We start from the raw sequence: 20,205 nt of genomic DNA on the forward strand, positions 1-20,205 counted from the left end.
TTACTGTGCGCGCAAAGAATAATTCACGAGGGGAGCGTATGAAGGTTTTATGGGGGCTGGGGAAGTTTCTGACCTTGGTTTTCTGGTTGGTGGTGTTGATCAACCTGGCCAGGCCGTTGATCAACCCGCTGCATCTTCTAGTGAATCTGGCGGGCAGCCTGTTGCTGCTGACCCATTTGCTGGAACTGCTGCTGTTCAACGGCAGCCTCAAGGATCGGCCACATCCCTGGCGTGACCGGCTGTACATCCTGCTGGTGGGGATCTTCCACCTGCAGACTCTTCCTGCTCCTGTCGTTGTCGAGGCCGACCATGCGTAAGCTCTGCCTGCTGGCTCTTTTCTGCAGCCCCCTGGCCATGGCCCAGGTGGTCAAGGTCGAAACCAACTCCCTGATGCGTCTGCCCAATACCGCCAGCACTCTGCAACTGGAGCGGCTGGAAGTGGCGGACTATGGCACCTTGCTGATCCCGGCCAATGTCACCGAGCTCAAGGTGGACGAACTGCGGCTGGGGCATGAGGCGCGGATCGCCATCGTCCCTACCGAACAGAGCCTGCACTTGACTGTCCGCCGTGCGGAGCTGGAAGCGGGTAGCCAGATCACTTCCCGAGGCGCGCCGGGTACCTACCTGAAGGCCGCCAAGCCGGGGCGCAACCTGAACCTGCGCATCGAGTCGTTACAGGCCGAGACGCTGTCCGTGGATGCCCGGGGCGGTGCCGGTGCGCCGGGTTATGTCGGTCTGGATGGCGCCAATGGCCAGGAACCGGGCTGCACCTGGGGCAGCGCGGGGCGTGGGGCTGACGGTGACAATGGCGGCGATGGCCGTCCTGGTGCGGCAGGCGCCCAGGTCCGGGTGGAACTGCCGCGGGACTTCCCCAGCGAGCAGATCAAGGTCTGGGTCGATGGTGGTGCAGGCGGGCTGGCCGGTGCCGGTGGCAAGCCGGGTGCGGGCGGCAAGTCCAAGGGGTGCCTGGTGTACCGCACCGACGGTGGCAAGAGCGGACGGCCCGGCGCCCAGGGGCAGCCCGGCCCGGCCGGCGAGCCTGGCGCGCTGACGGTGCAGCGCCTGTAACGTAACGTTTGCGTTGAACCTTGCCCGGCCGCCCGCTTCTGTAGCGGGCGGCCTGTTTTCAGAAGGTCGGCCGGGCCGCCGCCAGGGCGACCAGCACCAGGCCGATGATCAGGTTGCTGCCCACCAGCCGGCGGATCTTGCCCAGCGCCGCGGCACCAGCGGGCCAATCCTCGGCCGCTACTGCCTTGCGCAGCTCCGGCAACTGCAAGGACTGGATGCGGATGAACAGGGCGGTCATCACCAGGTACAGGCCCATCATGATCTGCACATACTTGGGCGCGGTTTCAAAGCCGCTGAAGCGCAAATGCAGCAGGCCGATACCGCTGATCGGCAACAGCACCACGGCGATCCACACCCAGACGAAAAAACGCGGAAACACTTGCGCCCACAACTTCAGCCGCGCCGGCCCCTCCAGGGCCACCATGGCCGCCGGGCGCAGGACCATCCAGGCGAAGAACATGCCGCCGACCCAGACCAGGGCGGCCAGGACATGCAGGGTGTAGGCAAGGGCGAAAGGGGTCATTCGGGTACTCCGTTCTGCGCGGGATGAATTAGCGGGGTATGATAGCGGCCGATTCGAACCACTGAAAATTTATCCAGCGTTTTGTGCGCCCGAAAAACCATGATCAGCAACGAACTCAAAACCACGATCCAGGGCGCCTACTCGCGTTTTCTCGAAGCCAAGAGCCTCAAGCCGCGTTACGGCCAGCGCCTGATGATCGCCGAAGTGGCCAAGGTCCTGGGTGATATCGACACCGACGACGAAGGCCGGCGCAGTGGCGACCCGGCGGTGGTCGCCGTGGAAGCCGGCACCGGTACCGGCAAGACCGTGGCCTACAGCCTGGCGGCAATTCCCACGGCCAAGGCCGCCGGCAAGCGCCTGGTGATCGCTACCGCCACCGTCGCCCTGCAGGAGCAGATCGTCTACAAGGACCTGCCCGACCTGATGCGCAACAGCGGGCTGAACTTCAGCTTCTCCCTGGCCAAGGGCCGGGGTCGCTACATGTGCCTGTCCAAGCTCGACATGCTGCTCCAGGAAGGCCACGCCCAGACCGCCACGGCCCAGCTGTTCGAGGAAGAAGGCTTCAAGATCGAAGTGGATGAAGCCAGCCAGAAGCTGTTCACCAGCATGATCGAAAAACTCGCCGGCAATAAATGGGACGGCGACCGCGACAGCTGGCCCACGGCCCTGGAAGACGCCGACTGGGCGCGCCTGACCACCGACCACAGCCAGTGCACCAACCGCCATTGCCCGAACTTCGGCCAGTGCGCCTTCTATAAGGCTCGGGAGGGCATGGGCAAGGTCGATGTGATTGTCACCAACCACGACATGGTCCTGGCCGACCTGGCCCTGGGCGGCGGCGCGGTGCTGCCGGACCCGCGCGACACCCTCTATGTGTTCGACGAAGGTCACCACCTGCCGGACAAGGCCATTGGCCACTTCGCCCATTACACCCGCCTGCGCTCCACTGCCGACTGGCTGGAGCAGACCGCCAAGAACCTCACCAAGCTGCTGGCCCAGCACCCGTTGCCGGGTGATCTGGGGCGCCTGATCGAGCAGGTGCCGGAGCTGGCGCGGGAGATCAAGACCCAGCAGCAGTTCATGTTCACCGCCTGCGAGCAGATCGCCGATTTCCGCACCGGCGAAGACATGGAAGGCCGCGAGCGGCCACGCCACCGTTTTGTCGGCGGGCTGATCCCCGAGCATATGCGCGAGATGGGCCTGGAGCTGAAAAAGGGCTTTTCCCGTCTCACCGACCTGTTCACCCGCCTGACCGAGTTGCTCAAGGAAGGCATGGATGGCGAGGTCAACATCGGTATCGCCAGCAACCAGGCCGAAGAGTGGTACCCGCTGTTCGGCAGCCTGCTGGCCCGTGCCTCGGGCAACTGGGAACTGTGGACCGCGTTCACCGTCGAGGACCCGGAAGACAATCCGCCCATGGCCCGTTGGCTGACCCTGGCCGAAAGCGGCTCGCTGTTCGACATCGAGGTCAACGCCAGCCCGATCCTCGCTGCGGAAATGCTCCGGCGCAATCTGTGGAACGTGGCCTACGGTGCCCTGGTTACGTCGGCGACCCTGACTGCCCTGGGCACTTTCGACCGTTTCCGCATGCGTGCCGGCCTGCCGAAAAAGGCCGTGACCGCCGTGGTGCCGAGCCCTTTCCACCATGCCGATGCCGGGGTGCTGCGGGTGCCCGACCTGCGGGCCGACCCGCGGGACGCGCCGGCGCATACCGCGGCGATCATTCGCGACCTGCCAGAACTGGTGGAGGGCTCGCGAGGCACCCTGGTGCTGTTCTCCTCGCGCAAGCAGATGCAGGACGTGTTCGACGGCCTGGACCGGGACTGGCGCAAGCAGGTGTTCATCCAGGGCAACCTGTCCAAGCAGGAAACCCTGAACAAGCACAAGGCGCGGGTCGACGGTGGCGATTCCAGCGTGCTGTTCGGCCTGGCGAGTTTCGCCGAAGGGGTGGACTTGCCCGGGGCCTACTGCGAACACGTGGTGATCGCCAAGATCCCGTTCTCGGTGCCGGATGACCCGGTGGAGGCGGCGCTGGCGGAGTGGATCGAAGCCCGTGGTGGCAACCCGTTCATGGAAATCTCGGTGCCGGATGCATCCCTCAAGCTGGTCCAGGCCTGCGGTCGCCTGCTGCGCACCGAACAGGACCGCGGCACCATCACTCTGCTGGACCGCCGTCTGGTCACCCAGCGCTATGGCAAGGCTATCCTCAATGCCTTGCCGCCGTTTCGCCGAGAAATATCTTAAGCACGGCCCGCATATTTGCGTGCCGTGCTGTCTATTTCATGTCACCGCTTCAGCACCGGCCGTTCATCGGTCTTTAGGGAGAGCCAGGTTCATATGATTCGCCGTTCGTTGCCCGCTGTATTTGCCCTGTTGTTTGCCGCGCCCGTCTGGGCGGCCCCGGCCGGACAACAGACGCTGTTCAACTTTGTCCGACCTGCTGCTGTGGTGCAGGTGGCGACACAGGATGCCAGCCTGCCGCAATCCAACGCAGAGCAAACGGCCGAAGGCGAAGTGCTGCGGCGCATCATCTTCAACCCCACGAGCCGGCCGAGCCTGAGCCTGGCGCCCCAGAGCGGGGCCTGGGACTGGTCGCAGTCGGGAATGATGAGCCTGCGTATCCAGAGCGCGATGAACTGGGCCCTGACCCTCTACGTGACTATCCAGAGCAATGATGGCAAGACCCTGGTCAGCCGCGTCGACCTGCCGGCCGGCCCGGCGCAGACCCTGCTGGTGCCACTGGTGGCCAGCAGTCCGCTGAGCCAGGGCATGAAGGCCGCGCCACCGATGCCGATGACCCTGGACGGCCAGCGCATCCTGCTGGCCAGCAGTGAAGGGCAACTGGACCGCAGCCAGGTGGTGTCGGTGACCTTGTCCATGGACAACCCCAAGGCGGCCCAGAGCATTCTGCTGGAGCGTTTCGGCGTGCAGGACGGCGAGGGGGTGATCAAGGCGGTCTACGGTTCCCTGGTGGATGCCTACGGTCAATCGACCCGGGCCCGCTGGCCGGAAAAGATCACCAGCGACGATCAGCTCAAGGCGGCCGACGCCAAGGAGCAACAACAGCTCCAGGGCTGGCTGGGAGAGCGCGAGAAGGCTTCGCTGGACAGCTACGGTGGCTGGAACAAGGGGCCGAGCTTCAAGGCCAGCGGTTTCTTTCGCACGGAAAAACGAGATGGCCGCTGGTTCCTCGTGACCCCGCAGGGGCATCCGTTCTATTCACTGGGGGTCAATACTGTGGCGCCCGACAACAACCAGACCTATGTCGCGGGCCGGGAATGGATGTTCGGCGCCTTGCCCAAGGACGACGAACCCCTGGCGGCGTATTACGGTGAAGGCGACAACCGTGGCGGCAATGGCGCCGACCAGGGCCGTGGCTATGGTTCAGGGCGCTGGTATGACTTCTATCAGGCCAACCTGCAACGGACCTACGGCAAGCCCTGCACCGCGGACAGTGCCACTGCGCAGCAGGCGCCGGCCGACACCTCGCCGGCGCCCCAGGCAACTCCTTGCGTGGCACCGGCCTTCGACCAGAAACGCTGGGTTGGCCACACCCTGGACCGCTTGCAGGCCTGGGGCTTCAATACCATCGGCAACTGGAGCGCTCCGGCCCTGGGGCTGGCCGACCGGGTGCCTTACACCTTGCCGCTGTCGATCGTGGGTGATTACGCCAGCATCAGCACCGGCAGTGACTGGTGGGGCGGCATGCCGGATCCTTTCGACCCGCGCTTTGCCATGGCCACCGAACGTGCCGTGGCCATTGCCGCCCGCGACCATCGGGACGACCCCTGGCTGATCGGCTACTTTGCCGACAACGAATTGGCCTGGGCCGGCCCTGGCGACGATGCCAAATCCCGCTATGCCCTGGCCTACGGCACCCTGCGCCTGACCACCGACGTACCGGCCAAGCGCGCGTTTCTCAAGCAACTGCGGGACAAGTACCGCAACCAGGCCGGGCTGTCGAAAGCCTGGGGCATCGACCTGCCGGCCTGGGAGTTGATGGAAGACCCGGGGTTCGTGCCGCCGTTGCCGAGCCCGGAGCACCCGGAGATCGAGGCCGACTTCAAGTATTTCCAGAAGGTCTTCGCCGATACCTACTTCAAGACCATCTCCGACTCGCTGAAATGGCACGCCCCCAACCACCTGCTGCTGGGCGGGCGGTTTGCCGTGAGCAACCCTGAGGCCGTGGCTTCCTGCGCCCAGTACTGCGATGTCTTGAGCTTCAACATGTACACCCTCAAGCCCCAGGACGGTCAGGACTTTGCCTACCTGCGCAGCCTCGACAAGCCGGTACTGGTGACCGAGTTCAACTTCGGTTCCCGGGATCGCGGTCCGTTCTGGGGCGGTGTGACCGAGCTGGCCCGGGAAGAGGACCGTGGCCCGGCCTATGCCAACTTCCTCAAGCAGGCGGTCAGCGAGCCGTCGATTGTCGGCGTGCACTGGTTCCAGTACCTGGACCAGCCGGTGACCGGGCGCTTGCTGGACGGTGAAAACGGCCATTTCGGCCTGGTGGGCATCACCGATGTGCCGTTCCAGGGCTTTGTCGACAGCGTGCGCAAGAGCAACCTGCAGGCCATTGACCAGTTGGGCAAGGCCGCGGAGCAGGCTCGGGTCGAGGCGGAGCAGGCCGTGGCTGGCGAGCATGGGGGCGATGGTGCTGACAAAGGCCGCGCCGGCAAGGGCCCGGGCGGGCACGCCGGAGGCCATGCCGGTAACGGTCATTGACGTTCACAAGGCCTGAGCGGCTTTCCGGGAAACCCCGGGCAGCCCTCTGAAACGAGGGTTTGCCGGTGACAGCTGGCAGCTCGCCGGCTGTTCCCAAATGCCTTCGGGGCTGGAACAATGCGCGCCACGTTGTCGAGCTTTGTTGCAGGGGGAGTCAGGGGTGCAGATTCAAGGTCATTACGAGCTTAAATTCGAAGCGGTACGCGAGGCGTTCGCCGCCCTGTTCGAGGACTCCCAGGAGCGCGGCGCGGCGCTGTGCATCCAGGTCGGCGGGGAAACCGTCATCGACCTGTGGGCCGGTACCGCGGACAAGGACGGCGCCGAGGCCTGGCACAGCGACACCATCGCCAACCTGTTCTCCTGCACCAAGACCTTTACCGCAGTCACCGCGCTGCAGTTGGTGGCCGAGGGCAAGCTCAAGCTGGATGCGCCCGTGGCCGACTACTGGCCGGAATTCGCCGCGGCGGGCAAGGCAGCCATTACTTTGCGCCAGTTGCTCTGCCATCAGGCCGGCCTGCCGGCAGTGCGCGAGCTGTTGCCTGCGCAAGCCCTGTACGAATGGCAGACCATGGTCGATGCCCTGGCCGCCGAGCAGCCCTGGTGGACGCCCGGTGAGGGGCACGGCTACGCAGCCATCACCTATGGCTGGCTGGTGGGCGAGTTGATCCGGCGTGCCGATGGGCGCGGGCCGGGGGAGTCCATCGTGGCCCGGGTCGCCAGGCCTTTGGGGCTGGACTTCCATGTCGGCCTGGCCGATGAGGAGTTCTACCGCGTGGCGCATATCGCCCGTGGCAAGGGCAACATCGGCGATGCTGCGGCCCAGCGCCTGCTGCAAGTCACCATGCGCGAACCCGATGCGATGAGTACTCGGGCGTTTACCAATCCACCGTCTATCCTGACCAGCACCAATAAACCCGAGTGGCGGCGCATGCAGCAGCCGGCGGCCAACGGCCACGGCAATGCCCGCAGCCTCGCCGGGTTCTACAGCGGCCTGCTGGACGGCAGTTTGCTGGAAGCCGACATGCTCGAAGAGCTGACGCGGGAGCACAGCCTGGGCATGGACAAGACGTTGCTGACCCAGACCCGCTTCGGCCTGGGTTGCATGCTCGATCAGCCCCAGGTAGCCAATGCCACCTTTGGCCTGGGCGCGCGGGCGTTCGGGCATCCGGGGGCAGGGGGCTCCATCGGTTTTGCTGACCCGGAGCACGATGTGGCGTTCGGTTTTGTGACAAATACCCTGGGGCCCTATGTGTTGATGGACCCTCGGGCACAGAAGCTGGTGCGGGTTTTGTCGGATTGTCTGTAAAAAGGTTGCTGTTAAGAACTTTTTTGCTTAAACATGCTTGGAAAGCTGCAGGATGGAACCCTGTGGCTTTTATAATTTCCAAGCGTCTGTTTGTAACGGTTGTTTAGACCGAATTTTTTATCTCATTTTGTGGATATCCCATGTCGTCGAACAAGTCTCTAGCCTTGGCCATCTGCCTGACCGTCACCGGTTGCGCGCAAACCCCACAAAATGAAGCGGATGGCGGCCACTGGTGGTCATTCGGCTCCGATAAGGCCAGCAGCAAGGAAACCCCAGCTGCGCCTGAAAAGCCGGTTGCCACCACTGAAGCCGCACCTGCCGCTTCTGCAAGCAAGCCTGCGGTAGTGGCCAAGGCCGCTGCACCGGCCCCTGCTGCCAAGAACACAGCCGCTGGCAAGCACCCGGCCCCTGCCGCCAAGGCCGCTGCTGGCGCCAAGCCGGCGCCTGTCGCTGCTGCCGAGCCCGCTCCAGCTCCAGCTCCAGCGCCGGTCGTTGCCGCAGCCCCTGCCGCTCCTGCCGCCAAGGCCGAGAGCAGCAAGTGGTGGTGGCCGTTCTCCTCCAAGGATTCTTCCGACAAGCCAGTGGCCGAAGCGAAGAAGGCCGAGCCTGCCCCAGCGCCGGCAGTGGCAGCGGCAGCCGACTCCGAAACCCACTGGTGGTGGCCGTTCCCCAAGAGCCAGCCCAAGCCTTTGAGCAAGGTCAATGTGGCGGACATCCCGATGCCCGACCCGAAAATCACCCAGGCCTGGCTGGACGACTACGAGCCACGCCTGCGCGAAGCGGTGAAGGACAGCAAGCTGCAGATCGAGCGTCGTGAAAACGTGCTGGTGGTCACTGCGCTGGTAGATGCCTCGTTCAACCCGGATCGTCCAGCCATGCTGCTGCCGGTCACCCTGGGTCCGTTCACCCGCGTCGCCAAGGCGGTGGAAGGTGATCCGAAGACTGCCGTATTGATTCTCGGTCATGCCGACGCCACCGGCCCGACCCTGGCCAACCAGAAACTGAGCCGTGATCGTGCCCAGTCCGTAGCGGCAATCTTCAGCCTCAGCGGCCTGAAGCAGGACCGCCTGATGCTGCGTGGCATGGGTTCGGTGATGCCGCGTGCCGCCAACGACAGCCCCCAGGGTCGCTCGCTGAACCGTCGGGTGGAAATCATGCTGACCCAGCGCAGCACCATGCTGGGCCTGCTGAGCAAGTACAACCAGCCGACGCCTTCCGAGACTGAAATGGTTGCCGTACAGGATGCCGTGCCTCCAGTACCCGCGGCTTCCGCCAAGAAAGCGGCGCCTGCGAAGAAGGCTACCGTGGCCAAGAAGCCGGCAGCCAAGAAGGCTCCGGTGAAGAAGGCCGCCGCCTCTTCGAAGACCGCAACGGCTACCGCCCAGGCTAAAAACTGATTTTCAAGGATAAGGAAGCAGGCATGACTCAGTCCCTGGCTGATATGCGCCGCGACTACACTCGCGACGGCTTGTCCGAGGCGCAGGCCCCGGCTGAACCTTTTGCGCTGTTCCACCAGTGGTTTGCCGATGCGGTGAAAACCGAGCAACCGCCGGTGGAAGCCAATGCCATGACCGTGGCGACCGTCGATACCGATGGTCGCCCTCACTGCCGCATCCTGTTGCTCAAGGGCCTGGATGAGCAGGGCTTCACCTTCTTCACCAACTACGAGAGCGCCAAGGGCCAGCAGCTGGCTGCACGGCCCTTCGCCGCCATGACGTTCTTCTGGCCGACCCTGGAGCGTCAGGTGCGGATTGAAGGGCGGGTGGTCAAGGTCACTCCACAGGAGTCCGATGCCTATTATCAGGTGCGCCCCCTGGGCAGCCGGCTGGGAGCCTGGGCTTCACCGCAGAGCCGGGTGATCGCCGATCGTGACGAACTGCAAGAGTTGCTCAAGGCCACTGAGGCTCGCTTCAGCGATAGCCAGCCCGATTGCCCGGAACACTGGGGTGGTTATCGCCTGCTGCCGGAGCGCATCGAGTTCTGGCAGGGGCGCCCCAGCCGACTGCATGACCGTTTGAACTATCGCCTGCAAGGCCAGGAGTGGGTCCGCGAACGTCTGGCTCCTTGATCGGATTGCAGGTCACTCGCCGGGGTAGCCGGCCGCAGCGGTTTCCAGCCATTGCGGCAGGTCCCGGCGTTTTACTTTCTGGCGCTGGGCCTCGGCCAGTTGCTCCAGCATGAATTGCTTCTTCTGGGCATCGGTTCCGGCCAGGGAGAGGGCCAGGTCCCGATCGGTCCAACGCTTGATGCGTACATACAGCCACCAGTGGAAATACAAGCCAGCTGCGGTGGTCGCGATGATGATGAAGTAGTCCATGGAAAATCCTTTGTTCGGTGGCGCTATGCAGGGAGCTGGAGCTACCGTAATGAGAAAGCCTGGCGTTTACGCAGCCTGTACTTTGGCTGAATGAAAGCAATTTTATCCGGGCGACGCCGTGACAGGCGTCAAGCTGCGGAGTCTAATGATTATCTGTCCTTTGGAGTTGATCCTATGCGTAAGTCTGTTTTGCTGGTTGCATCCTTCACCACGATGGCAATGTTGCTCGGTGGCTGTGCCTCCAACCTGACCGGTGACTCCTACTCCCGTGATGAAGCGCGTCGTGTGCAAACCGTGCGCATGGGCACCATCGAATCCCTGCGTCCGGTGAAAATCGAAGGCACCAAGACCCCGATCGGCGGCGCTGCAGGTGCTGTGATCGGCGGCGTTGGCGGCAGCGCCATCGGCGGTGGCCGTGGCAGCATCGTCACCGCAGTCATCGGTGCAGTAGCCGGCGGCCTGCTGGGCTCGGCCACTGAAGAAGGCCTGACCCGTACCCAGGGCGTTGAAATCACCGTGCGTGAAGACGACGGCAGCATGCGTGCCTATGTGCAGCAGGTTCAGGAAAACGAAGTGTTCCGCGTGGGCGACCGCGTGCGCATCATGACGGTCAACGGTACCAGCCGCGTTACCCGCTGACCCTCCCTGCTACAAAACAAAACCCCGGCCAGGCAACTGGTCGGGGTTTTGTGTTTTCAGCCTGGCCAAGCGCTGCGGATCAGGACGCCAGGGTGTTGTTCCTGCGGCTGGCAGCGGCGGTGACGGCGTAACCGATCAGGGCCGCAAACAGTGAACCGGTCAGGATGCCCATGCGGTCCATACCGGCGTATTCGCTGCTGCCGGGCTCGAAGGCCAGGGAGCCGACGAACAGGCTCATGGTGAAGCCGATACCACACAGAATTGCCACGCCGAGCACCTGGCCCCAGTTGGCCCCGGACGGCAAGGCAGCGATACCGGTTTTCACTGCCATCCAGGTCAGGCCGAAGACGCCGATGGTCTTGCCCAGCAGCAGGCCGACCGCGATCCCCATGGGAACATGGTGGGTGAAGCTTTCGAGGGTCACGCCGCTCAGCGACAGCCCGGCATTGGCGAAGGCGAACAGCGGCAGGATGCCGAACGACACCCAGGGATGCAGGGCGTGTTCCAGCGCCTTGAGCGGCGAGGGTTCGGCGTTGCGGGTGCGCAAGGGTATGCAGAAGGCCAGGGTCACGCCGGCCAGGGTCGCGTGGACCCCGCTCTTGAGCACGCAGACCCAGAGGATCAGGCCGATGATCATGTAGGGTCCGAGCTTGACCACGCCCATCCGGTTCATCGCCACCAGGGCGGCGATGCAGGCGCCAGCCAGCATCAGCGACAGGGTCGACAGCGTGCCGGAGTAGAAGATCGCGATGATCACGATCGCTCCCAGGTCATCGATGATCGCCAGGGTCATCAGGAACAGTTTCAGCGAGGTCGGCACCCGCTTGCCCAGCAAGGCCAGCACCCCGAGGGCGAAGGCGATGTCGGTGGCGGTGGGAATCGCCCAGCCATTGAGGGCGGGCGGGTTGTCACGGTTGAGGAACCAGTAGATCAGCGCCGGCACCAGCATGCCGCCGATGGCCGCTGCGCCGGGCAGGACGATCTGCGACGGCTTGGCCAACTGCCCCTCCAGCACTTCGCGCTTGACCTCCAGGCCTATCAGCAGGAAGAACAGTGCCATCAGGCCATCGTTGATCCACAGCAGCAGCGGCTTGGCGATCTTCAGGGCGCCAACCTGGGCCACCACCGGGGTTTCCAGCAGGCCGTTGTACAGCCAGGACAGGGGGGAGTTGTTGATAATCAGGGCCAGGATGGCAGCGGCGATCAATAACAGACCGCTGGCAGCTTCCATGGCAAAGAAACGAGTGAAAGTGCTACGCAGAGGCAAGGTCGCTCTCCATCTAAAAACTAAAAAGGTGGCACACCCTAACCCGTACAGTTAGTTGTTAAAACAAAAGTTATATTCTTTTTTGTTATATGCAGAAGGCAAGCGGGCTGCTGAAAAATCCCCCTTGCAGTTGTGTTTCCAATTGCTTCATAGCTGTACCTGTAAGGGGGGCAGGATATTTCCTAACATGTCCGTCCGCAGCGGCTGACGGGGCATTTTTTCCAGGAAAAGGCGCCTGCCCGTCGCGAGCCTGGATCACCTATGCTGGGTGCATTTCATCTTCTTGCGCCGGTACGGCGTGCGATCCAACGAGAATAGAGCATGAGCGACAATCGCCAGTGGGCCCGTGAGGCCATCCGTATCATCGAAGCCGACTTCCAGCGCAGCGCCGACACTCACCTGATCCCGCTGCCGTTGCCGGGCCTGCCGGGCATCGAGTTGTATTTCAAGGATGAATCCAGCCATCCCACCGGCAGCCTCAAGCATCGCCTGGCCCGCTCGCTGTTCCTCTATGCCCTGTGCAATGGCTGGCTCAAGCCCGGCGCGCCGGTGATCGAGGCCTCCAGTGGCTCCACGGCGATCTCCGAAGCCTATTTCGCCCGGCTGCTGGGGCTGCCGTTCATTGCCGTGATGCCGGCGACCACTTCCCAGGAGAAAATCGCCCAGATCGCCTTCTATGGCGGCAAGAGCCACCTGGTGCAGGACCCGACGCAGATCTACGCCGAGTCCGAGCGCCTGGCCCGGGAGAGCGGCGGCCATTTCATGGACCAGTTCACCTATGCCGAGCGCGCCACCGACTGGCGGGCCAACAACAACATCGCCGAGTCGATATTCCAGCAGTTGCGTTTCGAGCGGTACCCGGAGCCCAGCTGGCTGATTTCCAGCCCGGGCACGGGTGGTACCACCGCGACCCTGGGGCGCTACGTGCGCTATCGCCAGCACTGCACTCGGGTGCTGTGTGCCGACGCCGAGCGCTCGGTGTTCTTCGACTATTACCAGAGTGGCGACGCCAGCCTGCGCCTGGACTGCGGTTCGCGGATCGAGGGCATCGGCCGGCCGCGGGTCGAGGCTTCGTTCCTGCCCAAGGTGATCGATGCCATGGTCAAGGTGCCGGATGCCCTGTCCCTGGCGGCCATGCATTATCTGGCCCAGCGCCTGGGTCGTCGGGTTGGCGGCTCCAGCGGCACCAACCTGATCGGCGCGCTGATGGCCGCGCAGCAGATGGTTGCGGCCGGCGAGTCGGGGTCGATCGTGGCGATTCTGTGTGATGGGGGCGAGCGCTATGCAACCACCTACTACGATGAGCAGTGGCTGGCAGAGCAGGGTTATGAACTGACGGTGTTGATCGAGGCGGTAGCCGCCAGTGTCGAGCGTGGTGAGGCGCTACCTGCCAGCGTATTGCGCGCCGGTATCTGAACTTGTCGTAGGCGCCGGCTTGCCGGCGAAGAGGCCCTTGAGCCTTGCGTTGTTCTGGACGACGCCTTCGCTGGCAAGCCAGCTCCTACGGTAGGCGGTAGGAGCCGGCTTGCCGGCGAAAGGGCCCGTCCCTCAGGCCTGGATGCCGAGAATGTCGCGGGCCACGGCTTCGGCAATGCGAATCCCGTCGACCCCGGCGGAGAGAATCCCACCGGCATAACCGGCGCCTTCACCGGCCGGGTACAGCCCCTTCACATTCAAGCTCTGCATCGAGGCGTCGCGGGTAATGCGCAGCGGCGATGAGGTGCGGGTCTCGATACCGGTCAGCACCGCGTCATGCAGCGAATAGCCCTTGATCTGCCGTTCGAAGGCCGGCAGGGCTTCACGAATGGCCTCGATGGCAAAGTCCGGCAAGGCCAGGGCCAGGTCACCCAGGGTCACGCCGGGCTTGTAGGACGGCTCGACGCTGCCCAGGGCGGTGGTGGGCTTGCCGGCGATAAAGTCGCCCACCAGCTGCGCCGGGGCCTGGTAGTTACTGCCACCCAGGACAAAGGCGTGGGACTCCAGGCGCTCCTGCAACTCGATGCCTGCCAGCGGGCCGCCCGGGTAATCCACTTCCGGGGTGATGCCCACGACGATGCCGGAGTTGGCGTTGCGCTCGTTGCGCGAGTACTGGCTCATGCCATTGGTCACCACCCGGTTCGGCTCGGAGGTCGCCGCCACCACGGTACCGCCCGGGCACATGCAGAAGCTGTAGACCGAACGGCCGTTCTTGGCGTGGTGCACCAGCTTGTAGTCGGCGGCGCCGAGTTTCGGGTGGCCGGCGTACTTGCCCAGGCGCGCGCTGTCGATCAGCGATTGCGGGTGCTCGATACGAAAGCCCACCGAGAACGGCTTGGCTTCCATGTACACGCCGCGGCTATGGAGCATGCGGAAGGTGTCGCGGGCGCTGTGGCCCAGGGCCAGGATCACGTGCCGCGAATGCAGTTGTTCGCCGCTGGCCAGTTCCACGCCTTGCAGTTGACCGTCTTCGATCAGCACGTCGGTAACCCGCTGCTCGAAGCGCACTTCACCGCCCAGGGCGATGATCTGCTGGCGCATGTTTTCCACTACGCCGGTGAGGCGGAAGGTGCCGATGTGCGGCTTGCTGACGTAGAGGATCTCGTCCGGCGCACCGGCCTTGACGAACTCGTGGAGCACCTTGCGGCCGTGGTGTTGCGGGTCCTTGATCTGGCTGTAGAGCTTGCCGTCGGAGAAGGTCCCAGCGCCGCCTTCGCCAAATTGCACGTTGGACTCGGGGTTGAGCACGCTCTTGCGCCACAGGCCCCAGGTGTCCTTGGTGCGCTGGCGCACTTCCTTGCCACGCTCGAGGACGATCGGCTTGAAGCCCATCTGCGCCAGCAAGAGGCCGGCGAAGATCCCGCAGGGGCCGAAGCCCACCACGATCGGCCGCTGGCTGAGGTCGGCCGGAGCCTGGCCCACCACCTTGTAGCTGACATCCGGCGCCGGGTTGACGTTACGGTCGTCGGCGAACTTGAGCAGCAGCGGCGCTTCGTCGCGCACGCTGAGGTCGATGGTGTAGATGAAGCACAGCTCGGAAGACTTCTTGCGCGCATCGTAGCTGCGCTTGAACAAGGTGAAATCGAGCAGCTCATCGCTGGCGATCCCCAGGCGCTGCACGATGGCGGCGCGCAGGTCTTCATCGGGATGGTCGATCGGCAACTTGAGTTCGGTGATTCGTAACATGACAGGATCCGGGGTAGGCGGTGCGCAACAGTGCGCCGGCTTGCTTTGCACAAACCGGCGATTATAAGCCGCAAACCACCTTGGCCGTGAGGCTAAAACCGCTGCTCGTCGAATCAGTCGTTGCGCGAGCCGCCGAAATAGCCGCAGCCGCGCTGCACCTGGCCGTCCACCCGCAGCTCTGCGCTCAGGTGCTGAACGCTGCCGGTGACGGGGTCGACGCAGCGTTGCGGGGCCACCCACAGCTCCACGCGCTGGTGATTGGCTTCACTGGTGAGGTTGAAACGGCCATCCCCCAGCTGTTCTTCCAGATAGGGCAGGGCCAGGGTCGGCTGGCCGGCGCGTTCGATCATCATGCCCTTGGCGCTGACATCGACGTTCCACGCCGGGTTCTTGCTACCGGCCCGCAGGATCAGGCGCTGGAAGTTCGGATCGCTGCAGGCGCTGGCGGAGCGCTCGACGCGGTACAGTTGGCGCAGGTCCAGCTGGCCGTCGCTGCTGGCACTGGCGGAGAACTTGCCCCGCAGGTCGGCAAACAGCTTGCCCTGCTTCTCGGCCAGGGTTGCCGCTTCCTGCAGCACACTGGTGTTGCCGCCATCGTTGACCACATAACGGCGGTCTTCGGTGCAGGGTTTGAACAGCAGCTTGCCATCGGCGGCACTGAGTTCACCCTGCATCCGGGTCAACCCGGCCATGGACGGCGCCTGGGGCTGTTGGTTGAACATCGGCAGCATCTGGCAGCCGGCAAACAGCGGCAACAGGGCGAAACAAAGCAGGGAACGGGCGGTGCGCATCATTGGGCCTCCAGGCGGAAGTCCGACACGTTACGCAGCCCGCCCGGCCACCACAACCCCGGATTGAACGCAGCAGCGCCATCCACTGTAGGCGCCGGCTTGCCGGCGAAGAGGCCCAGGAGCCTTGTGTGGTTCGGGAGGACGCCTGCGCAGGCGAGCCAGCTCCTGCACAAGCCGGCTTTTGCACAAACGGGCTTAGCCGACGCGGTAGGTCTGGCCGGTCTGCAGGCCTTCCACGCTCTTGGCGTAGGCCAGGGCCACGTCGGCCGCCGGCACCGGCTTGAAGCCGCGGAAGTAGGGCGCGTAGCTGCCCATGGCTTCCAGCAGCACGTTGGGGCTGATGGAGTTGACCCGCAGGCCCCGGGGCAGCTCGATGGCAGCGGCCCGCACGAAGCTGTCGATGGCGCCGTTGACCAGGGCGGCCGAGGCGCCGCTGCGGATCGGGTCGTGGCTCAGGACGCCGGTGGTGAAGGTGAAGGAGGCGCCGTCGTTGGCGTACTCGCGGCCGATCAGCAGCAGGTTGACCTGGCCCATCAGCTTGTCCTCGAGGCCCAGGCTGAAGTGCTCGGCAGTCATTTCCCCCAGCGGCGCGAAGGTCACGTTACCGGCTGCGCACACCAGCGCATCGAAGCGCCCGGTCTTTTCGAACAGCGCGCGGATCGACTGGCTGTCGCTGATATCCACCTGGAAATCACCGCTGGTACGGCCGATGCGCACCACTTCGTGACGTTGTTCCAGCTCCCGCGCGACCGCCGAACCAATGGTGCCATTGGCACCGATCAAGAGAATCTTCATGGGCTGTTCCTCGAAAAGGGGGGGGAGGTTGCAGTCTAGAGTGGTTTTTTCCATGGATTAACGCGCTAATAGGCAACCTTTGGTTTTCAAATGGAAACAATCCATGAGCGAGATGGATGACCTGGCGGCATTTGCGGTGCTGGTGGAAGCCGGCAGCTTTACCCAGGCGGCCCAGCAGTTGGGGTGCAGCAAGGGCCAGCTCTCCAAACGCATCAGCGCCCTGGAAGCCCGCTACGCCGTGGTACTGCTGCAACGCACCACCCGACGTCTGGACCTGACCGCCGCCGGGGCGGCGCTTCTGCCTCAGGCCCAGGCGCTGGTAGTCCAAGTGGAGCGGGCCCATCAGGCCCTGGCCCGGCTCAAGGACGATATGGCCGGCCCGGTGCGCCTGACGGTTCCGGTGTCCCTGGGAGAGACTTTTTTCGATGGCCTGCTGCTGGAGTTCTCCCGGCACTACCCCCAGGTGCAGATCGAGCTGGACCTGAACAACAGTTACCGCGACCTGGCCCGGGAGGGTTTCGATCTGGCCGTGCGCTCGGAGGTGGCCAACGACCAGCGCCTGGTGGCCCGGCCGCTGTTGGCCTGGCATGAAATGACCTGCGCCAGCCCGGCCTACCTGGAGCAATACGGCGAGCCGCGCACGCCTCAGGAGCTGGCCGGGCATCGCTGCCTGCTCAATAGCCATTACAGCGGTCGGGAAGAGTGGTTGTACCACCAGCGCCATGAGCTGTTGCGGGTGCGGGTCAGCGGCCCCTTCGCCAGCAACCACTACAACCTCCTGAAGAAGGCTGCCCTGGTGGGCGCGGGGATCGCCCGGCTGCCGTCCTATGTGCTGCACAGCGAACTGGCGGACGGCCGCCTGCGCTGGCTGTTGCGGGACTACCAGACCCGCAGCATGCCGATGTACCTGGTGCACTCCTATCAGGGCGGCCTGCCCAAGCGTACCCAGGTGCTGGCCGATTACCTGATGGACTGGTTTCGTCGCAGCGGTGAGGCGCTGGATCGTTTGTAGCTTCCTCCGGCTTTACCGTCGTTTGTGAACTTGAAGGGCCTGCGGCCCTGTTCGCAGCCTGCGGCAGCGGCTACAGAGGACGGTGGCGAAAATGCCGGGCCAGCAGGTGGTCGAGGGACAACACGCCCGGGCCGCGGGCCATCAACAGCAGGAAGATCGCCGCCCAGGTGCCGTGGGTCGGGTAGGCGTCCGGGTAGACGAAGAGCTGGATGGTCAGGGTCATCCCCAGCAGCGCCAGGGCGGAAAAGCGCGTGGCCAGGCCCAGCAGGATCAGCATCGGGAAAAAATGCTCGGCAAAGGCCGCCAGGTGCGCCGCCACTTCCGGCGTCAACAGGGGCACGTGGTACTCGCTCTTGAACAGGGGAATGGTCGAGTCCGCCAGGCGCGGCCAGCCCAGCTGGAAGGTGCCATCGACCAGGTCGACGGCCAGCCCCTCGACCTTGGTCTGTCCGGATTTCCAGAACACCGCGGCAATGGAAAAACGCGCGATAAAGGCGATCAGGCTGTAGGGAATGCGCTCAAACCCTTGAATGATCCGATTCACCAGTCCGGCAATGGGCGTTTCTGTCTGGGTGTTCATGGTCAGGCCTTCTTCTGGGGTTGCAGGTCGATAAGAGCGCCGTGGCCGAGCAGCAGGCCCAGGCACTGGCCCAGGTCGAAGTCGGCCTGGGCGTCCAGGGCATGGGCCGCGGCGATTTCCAGCGGCCAGTGGTTGCGTAGGGCTTCAATGAAGGTCATGGCGCCGGTATCCACGGCGATCACCTCGACCTCCAGGGCGTTGCGCAGCACCAGGGCGTTCTGCCCCTGCTGCAGGTCGAAAGCCGGCCAGGGCTGGTCGCTCTGGTGCGCCGCCCACAGGCTCACTACGGCGTAGCCGGAGTGCAGGGTGCGCAGTGACGGATGCAGGAGCAGTTGCGCCTGGCCGAGGCTGTCGGGCTGGTTCATCGCCGCCAGTAGCCGTGACGGCTCCATGGGGCGGGCGTCGGCGGCGTGGTAGGCCTCGACCCGCAGCCGCTCAAGGCGGGCCATGTCGGCCAGGTAGGGCAGGCCGGCGGCCGGCCCGAAGCCCTGGATAAAGTCGCCCAGGTCCCGGCCATAGTCGTTGAGCAGAGGGCTGGCGGGGGCGAAGTCCCGGATGTAGAGCGCGGCCATGGCGTTGAAAAACTCGCGACCAACCAATTGCATGACGACCGGGTATGACTCGGCCAGGGCGTTGCTCAACGAGGCCTGCACATTGTTGCGATAGACCGCGAAGCGGCTGGCCGGATCGGCGCCGTTGCTGCTGGACAGCCCCTGTGGGCAGCCCGGTTCGGCGCTCAGCAGGGCCCTGGCGAATTCCCCCTGGCCGCTCATGGCTGCACCTGGGCGCCGAGCAACAGCGCTTCTGCCTGGCAGGCCTCGGCCATCAGGGTGGCAAAGGCCGGCAGGTGGTTGTCACGCTCGATCAGGGTGGCCATCGGGCCGATGAGCCCCAGCACCTCCTGGTACAGGGCCCAGACCGCAGCGTCGACCGGGGCGCCGTGATCGTCGATCAACAGCCGGTCACCGAGGCTGTCCCGGTCTTCGGCGAACCCGGCCAGATGAATCTCGCCCACCGCCTGCAGCGGCAGTGCTTGCAGGTAGGCCAGGGGATCGCGCTGGTGATTGATGCACGACACATAGAGGTTGTTGACGTCCAGCAGCAGGCCGCAGCCGCTGCGCTGGACCACTTCGCGGATGAAGTCGGTCTCGTCCAGGGTCGAGCGTTGGAATTGCAGGTAGGTGGCCGGATTTTCCAGCAGCATGGTTCGTCCCAGATGGTTCTGCACCTGGTCGATGTGCTCGCAGACCCGGCGCAAGGTGGGCCCGTCGTAGGCCAGGGGCAGCAGGTCGTTGAGGAACACCGGGCCGTGGCTGGACCAGGCCAGGTGTTCGGAAAAGGACTGGGGCTGATAGCGTTCGATCAAGCCGGCCAGCCGCTCCAGGTGAGCCTGGTCCAGGGGGCCTTCGCCACCGATGGACAGGCCGACACCGTGCAGCGACAGCGGGTAGCGTTCGCGGATCAGGCCCAGGTAATGGTGGAAAGGGCCGCCCGCCACCATGTAGTTCTCCGCATGCACCTCGAAGAAACCGATGTCGGGCTGCTGTTCCAGCACGTGTTTGAAATGCTCGGTCTTGAGCCCCAGCCCGGCGCGGGGCGGCAGGCTGGAGGCGCGCGCCTGAATGTCGTGGCCAGGGTGGTGCAGCGGGGCGGTGTTCATCGTCGACACTCAGGCAGGCGCAGGATCAGGACTTGGCTTTGAAGGCTTCGAGCTGGCCGAAACCGGTAGGCGAGGTACTGCTGGCGGTTTTCTCGCAGCTGCCCTTGGGTACCAGCTTCCAGGCGTTGGCCTGATCGTTGACCTTGGAGGTCCCGGCGCAGGTGGTGCCGGCGCCCGCGGCGCAATCGTTCTTGCCCTTCATGGCCACGCCGAAGCACTTTTCCATGTCGTCCGCGGCATGGGCGGTAGTGGGCAGGGCGGCGACGCTGAGGGCAGAGCCCAGGGCCAGGACCAGGGCAGTGGCGGACAGGGTACGAGTGTTGCTCATGATGTTTCTCCAGTACGGTTGGGGTAAGGAAG

Annotated in this window: 20 protein-coding genes; 10 read left to right on the forward strand and 10 right to left on the reverse strand. The window is 64.5% G+C overall.

The window, feature by feature from the left end:
* The first annotated feature begins 38 nt into the window (after positions 1-38).
* Both AC07R1_RS15465 and AC07R1_RS15470 read left to right on the forward strand, forming a co-directional pair.
* Positions 39-317, forward strand: coding sequence for a DUF1145 domain-containing protein (locus AC07R1_RS15465; RefSeq protein ID WP_011059618.1), 279 nt, complete (start codon positions 39-41; stop codon positions 315-317).
* Positions 310-1,068 (forward strand): hypothetical protein, encoded by a 759-nt coding sequence (locus tag AC07R1_RS15470; RefSeq protein WP_026020132.1) that lies wholly within the window; start codon positions 310-312, stop codon positions 1,066-1,068. The genes AC07R1_RS15465 and AC07R1_RS15470 overlap by 8 nt, the downstream gene beginning before the upstream one ends.
* A 58-nt stretch (positions 1,069-1,126) precedes the next feature.
* Here the strand turns inward: AC07R1_RS15470 and AC07R1_RS15475 are convergent, their stop codons facing one another.
* Entirely contained in the window at positions 1,127-1,591 is a 465-nt protein-coding gene (locus AC07R1_RS15475; protein WP_011059620.1) for a CopD family protein, read from the reverse strand.
* A 99-nt stretch (positions 1,592-1,690) separates the two neighbouring features.
* On the opposite strand from AC07R1_RS15475, the gene dinG reads away from it, so the two are divergent.
* The 5 genes from dinG to pdxH all read left to right on the forward strand — a co-directional run bounded on the left by dinG (position 1,691) and on the right by pdxH (position 9,690).
* Positions 1,691-3,835 (forward strand): ATP-dependent DNA helicase DinG, encoded by a 2,145-nt coding sequence (gene dinG / locus AC07R1_RS15480; RefSeq protein WP_011059621.1) that lies wholly within the window; start codon positions 1,691-1,693, stop codon positions 3,833-3,835.
* Between the two features lie 93 nt (positions 3,836-3,928).
* Positions 3,929-6,316: a beta-galactosidase gene (locus AC07R1_RS15485; protein WP_053156658.1), complete on the forward strand. Its 2,388-nt coding sequence runs from the start codon at positions 3,929-3,931 to the stop codon at positions 6,314-6,316.
* A gap of 160 nt (positions 6,317-6,476) precedes the next feature.
* Positions 6,477-7,622 (forward strand): EstA family serine hydrolase, encoded by a 1,146-nt coding sequence (locus AC07R1_RS15490; RefSeq protein ID WP_019094465.1) that lies wholly within the window; start codon positions 6,477-6,479, stop codon positions 7,620-7,622.
* 140 nt (positions 7,623-7,762) lie between these two features.
* Positions 7,763-9,019: an OmpA family protein gene (locus AC07R1_RS15495; protein WP_220223802.1), complete on the forward strand. Its 1,257-nt coding sequence runs from the start codon at positions 7,763-7,765 to the stop codon at positions 9,017-9,019.
* A 23-nt stretch (positions 9,020-9,042) separates the two neighbouring features.
* Positions 9,043-9,690 (forward strand): pyridoxamine 5'-phosphate oxidase, encoded by a 648-nt coding sequence (gene pdxH, locus AC07R1_RS15500; RefSeq protein ID WP_011059625.1) that lies wholly within the window; start codon positions 9,043-9,045, stop codon positions 9,688-9,690.
* Between the two features lie 12 nt (positions 9,691-9,702).
* Here pdxH and AC07R1_RS15505 read toward each other — a convergent pair whose 3' ends face one another.
* Positions 9,703-9,939 carry a hypothetical protein gene (locus AC07R1_RS15505; RefSeq protein WP_011059626.1) on the reverse strand — a complete coding sequence of 79 codons (237 nt, stop codon included), beginning with the start codon at positions 9,937-9,939 and terminating at the stop codon, positions 9,703-9,705.
* 174 nt (positions 9,940-10,113) lie between these two features.
* Between AC07R1_RS15505 and AC07R1_RS15510 the strand changes: the two genes are divergently transcribed.
* Positions 10,114-10,578 carry an outer membrane lipoprotein gene (locus AC07R1_RS15510; RefSeq protein WP_011059627.1) on the forward strand — a complete coding sequence of 155 codons (465 nt, stop codon included), beginning with the start codon at positions 10,114-10,116 and terminating at the stop codon, positions 10,576-10,578.
* A 79-nt stretch (positions 10,579-10,657) separates the two neighbouring features.
* Here AC07R1_RS15510 and nhaA read toward each other — a convergent pair whose 3' ends face one another.
* Positions 10,658-11,845 carry a Na+/H+ antiporter NhaA gene (gene nhaA, locus AC07R1_RS15515; protein WP_011059628.1) on the reverse strand — a complete coding sequence of 396 codons (1,188 nt, stop codon included), beginning with the start codon at positions 11,843-11,845 and terminating at the stop codon, positions 10,658-10,660.
* A gap of 321 nt (positions 11,846-12,166) precedes the next feature.
* Between nhaA and AC07R1_RS15520 the strand changes: the two genes are divergently transcribed.
* Positions 12,167-13,261 carry a PLP-dependent cysteine synthase family protein gene (locus tag AC07R1_RS15520; RefSeq protein WP_011059629.1) on the forward strand — a complete coding sequence of 365 codons (1,095 nt, stop codon included), beginning with the start codon at positions 12,167-12,169 and terminating at the stop codon, positions 13,259-13,261.
* A gap of 132 nt (positions 13,262-13,393) precedes the next feature.
* On the opposite strand, the gene AC07R1_RS15525 is transcribed toward AC07R1_RS15520, so the two are convergent.
* The 3 genes from AC07R1_RS15525 to AC07R1_RS15535 all read right to left on the reverse strand — a co-directional run bounded on the left by AC07R1_RS15525 (position 13,394) and on the right by AC07R1_RS15535 (position 16,593).
* Positions 13,394-15,007, reverse strand: coding sequence for an NAD(P)/FAD-dependent oxidoreductase (locus AC07R1_RS15525; RefSeq protein ID WP_011059630.1), 1,614 nt, complete (start codon positions 15,005-15,007; stop codon positions 13,394-13,396).
* A gap of 113 nt (positions 15,008-15,120) precedes the next feature.
* On the reverse strand, positions 15,121-15,798 hold the full coding sequence (locus tag AC07R1_RS15530) for a COG3650 family protein (protein WP_041120567.1): 678 nt from the start codon (positions 15,796-15,798) through the stop codon (positions 15,121-15,123).
* Between the two features lie 195 nt (positions 15,799-15,993).
* Entirely contained in the window at positions 15,994-16,593 is a 600-nt protein-coding gene (locus AC07R1_RS15535; RefSeq protein ID WP_011059632.1) for a short chain dehydrogenase, read from the reverse strand.
* Positions 16,594-16,696: 103 nt separating this feature from the next.
* On the opposite strand from AC07R1_RS15535, the gene AC07R1_RS15540 reads away from it, so the two are divergent.
* The gene (locus AC07R1_RS15540) at positions 16,697-17,605 is read left to right on the forward strand and encodes a LysR family transcriptional regulator (protein ID WP_019094469.1); all 909 of its coding nucleotides are present in this window, start codon (positions 16,697-16,699) and stop codon (positions 17,603-17,605) included.
* Between the two features lie 70 nt (positions 17,606-17,675).
* Here the strand turns inward: AC07R1_RS15540 and AC07R1_RS15545 are convergent, their stop codons facing one another.
* The 4 genes from AC07R1_RS15545 to AC07R1_RS15560 are packed head-to-tail and all read right to left on the reverse strand — an operon-like array spanning position 17,676 to position 20,173.
* On the reverse strand, positions 17,676-18,185 hold the full coding sequence (locus AC07R1_RS15545; RefSeq protein WP_015634409.1) for a DoxX family protein: 510 nt from the start codon (positions 18,183-18,185) through the stop codon (positions 17,676-17,678).
* Between the two features lie 2 nt (positions 18,186-18,187).
* Positions 18,188-18,958, reverse strand: a complete 771-nt coding sequence (locus AC07R1_RS15550; RefSeq protein ID WP_495110681.1) for an HvfC/BufC family peptide modification chaperone — start codon at positions 18,956-18,958, stop codon at positions 18,188-18,190.
* On the reverse strand, positions 18,955-19,845 hold the full coding sequence (gene bufB / locus AC07R1_RS15555; protein ID WP_410036494.1) for an MNIO family bufferin maturase: 891 nt from the start codon (positions 19,843-19,845) through the stop codon (positions 18,955-18,957). The genes AC07R1_RS15550 and bufB overlap by 4 nt, the downstream gene beginning before the upstream one ends.
* 25 nt (positions 19,846-19,870) lie before the next feature.
* Positions 19,871-20,173 (reverse strand): BufA1 family periplasmic bufferin-type metallophore, encoded by a 303-nt coding sequence (locus tag AC07R1_RS15560; protein ID WP_011059637.1) that lies wholly within the window; start codon positions 20,171-20,173, stop codon positions 19,871-19,873.
* Positions 20,174-20,205: the final 32 nt, after the last annotated feature.

It is taken from the genome of Pseudomonas sp. GW821-FHT07F01 (assembly GCF_059418825.1).

What these genes read in the sequence shown, in the direction of transcription:
- AC07R1_RS15495 (WP_220223802.1), top strand. Translation starts at nt 7,763, where the DNA reads ATGTCGTCGAACAAGTCTCTAGCCTTGGCCATCTGCCTGACCGTCACC.
- pdxH (WP_011059625.1), top strand. Translation starts at nt 9,043, where the DNA reads ATGACTCAGTCCCTGGCTGATATGCGCCGCGACTACACTCGCGACGGC.
- dinG (WP_011059621.1), top strand. Translation starts at nt 1,691, where the DNA reads ATGATCAGCAACGAACTCAAAACCACGATCCAGGGCGCCTACTCGCGT.
- AC07R1_RS15535 (WP_011059632.1), bottom strand. Translation starts at nt 16,593, where the DNA reads ATGAAGATTCTCTTGATCGGTGCCAATGGCACCATTGGTTCGGCGGTC.
- AC07R1_RS15520 (WP_011059629.1), top strand. Translation starts at nt 12,167, where the DNA reads ATGAGCGACAATCGCCAGTGGGCCCGTGAGGCCATCCGTATCATCGAA.
- bufB (WP_410036494.1), bottom strand. Translation starts at nt 19,845, where the DNA reads ATGAACACCGCCCCGCTGCACCACCCTGGCCACGACATTCAGGCGCGC.
- AC07R1_RS15550 (WP_495110681.1), bottom strand. Translation starts at nt 18,958, where the DNA reads ATGAGCGGCCAGGGGGAATTCGCCAGGGCCCTGCTGAGCGCCGAACCG.
- AC07R1_RS15475 (WP_011059620.1), bottom strand. Translation starts at nt 1,591, where the DNA reads ATGACCCCTTTCGCCCTTGCCTACACCCTGCATGTCCTGGCCGCCCTG.
- AC07R1_RS15505 (WP_011059626.1), bottom strand. Translation starts at nt 9,939, where the DNA reads ATGGACTACTTCATCATCATCGCGACCACCGCAGCTGGCTTGTATTTC.
- AC07R1_RS15545 (WP_015634409.1), bottom strand. Translation starts at nt 18,185, where the DNA reads ATGAACACCCAGACAGAAACGCCCATTGCCGGACTGGTGAATCGGATC.
- AC07R1_RS15485 (WP_053156658.1), top strand. Translation starts at nt 3,929, where the DNA reads ATGATTCGCCGTTCGTTGCCCGCTGTATTTGCCCTGTTGTTTGCCGCG.
- AC07R1_RS15470 (WP_026020132.1), top strand. Translation starts at nt 310, where the DNA reads ATGCGTAAGCTCTGCCTGCTGGCTCTTTTCTGCAGCCCCCTGGCCATG.
- AC07R1_RS15510 (WP_011059627.1), top strand. Translation starts at nt 10,114, where the DNA reads ATGCGTAAGTCTGTTTTGCTGGTTGCATCCTTCACCACGATGGCAATG.
- AC07R1_RS15540 (WP_019094469.1), top strand. Translation starts at nt 16,697, where the DNA reads ATGAGCGAGATGGATGACCTGGCGGCATTTGCGGTGCTGGTGGAAGCC.
- AC07R1_RS15530 (WP_041120567.1), bottom strand. Translation starts at nt 15,798, where the DNA reads ATGCGCACCGCCCGTTCCCTGCTTTGTTTCGCCCTGTTGCCGCTGTTT.
- AC07R1_RS15525 (WP_011059630.1), bottom strand. Translation starts at nt 15,007, where the DNA reads ATGTTACGAATCACCGAACTCAAGTTGCCGATCGACCATCCCGATGAA.
- AC07R1_RS15560 (WP_011059637.1), bottom strand. Translation starts at nt 20,173, where the DNA reads ATGAGCAACACTCGTACCCTGTCCGCCACTGCCCTGGTCCTGGCCCTG.
- AC07R1_RS15465 (WP_011059618.1), top strand. Translation starts at nt 39, where the DNA reads ATGAAGGTTTTATGGGGGCTGGGGAAGTTTCTGACCTTGGTTTTCTGG.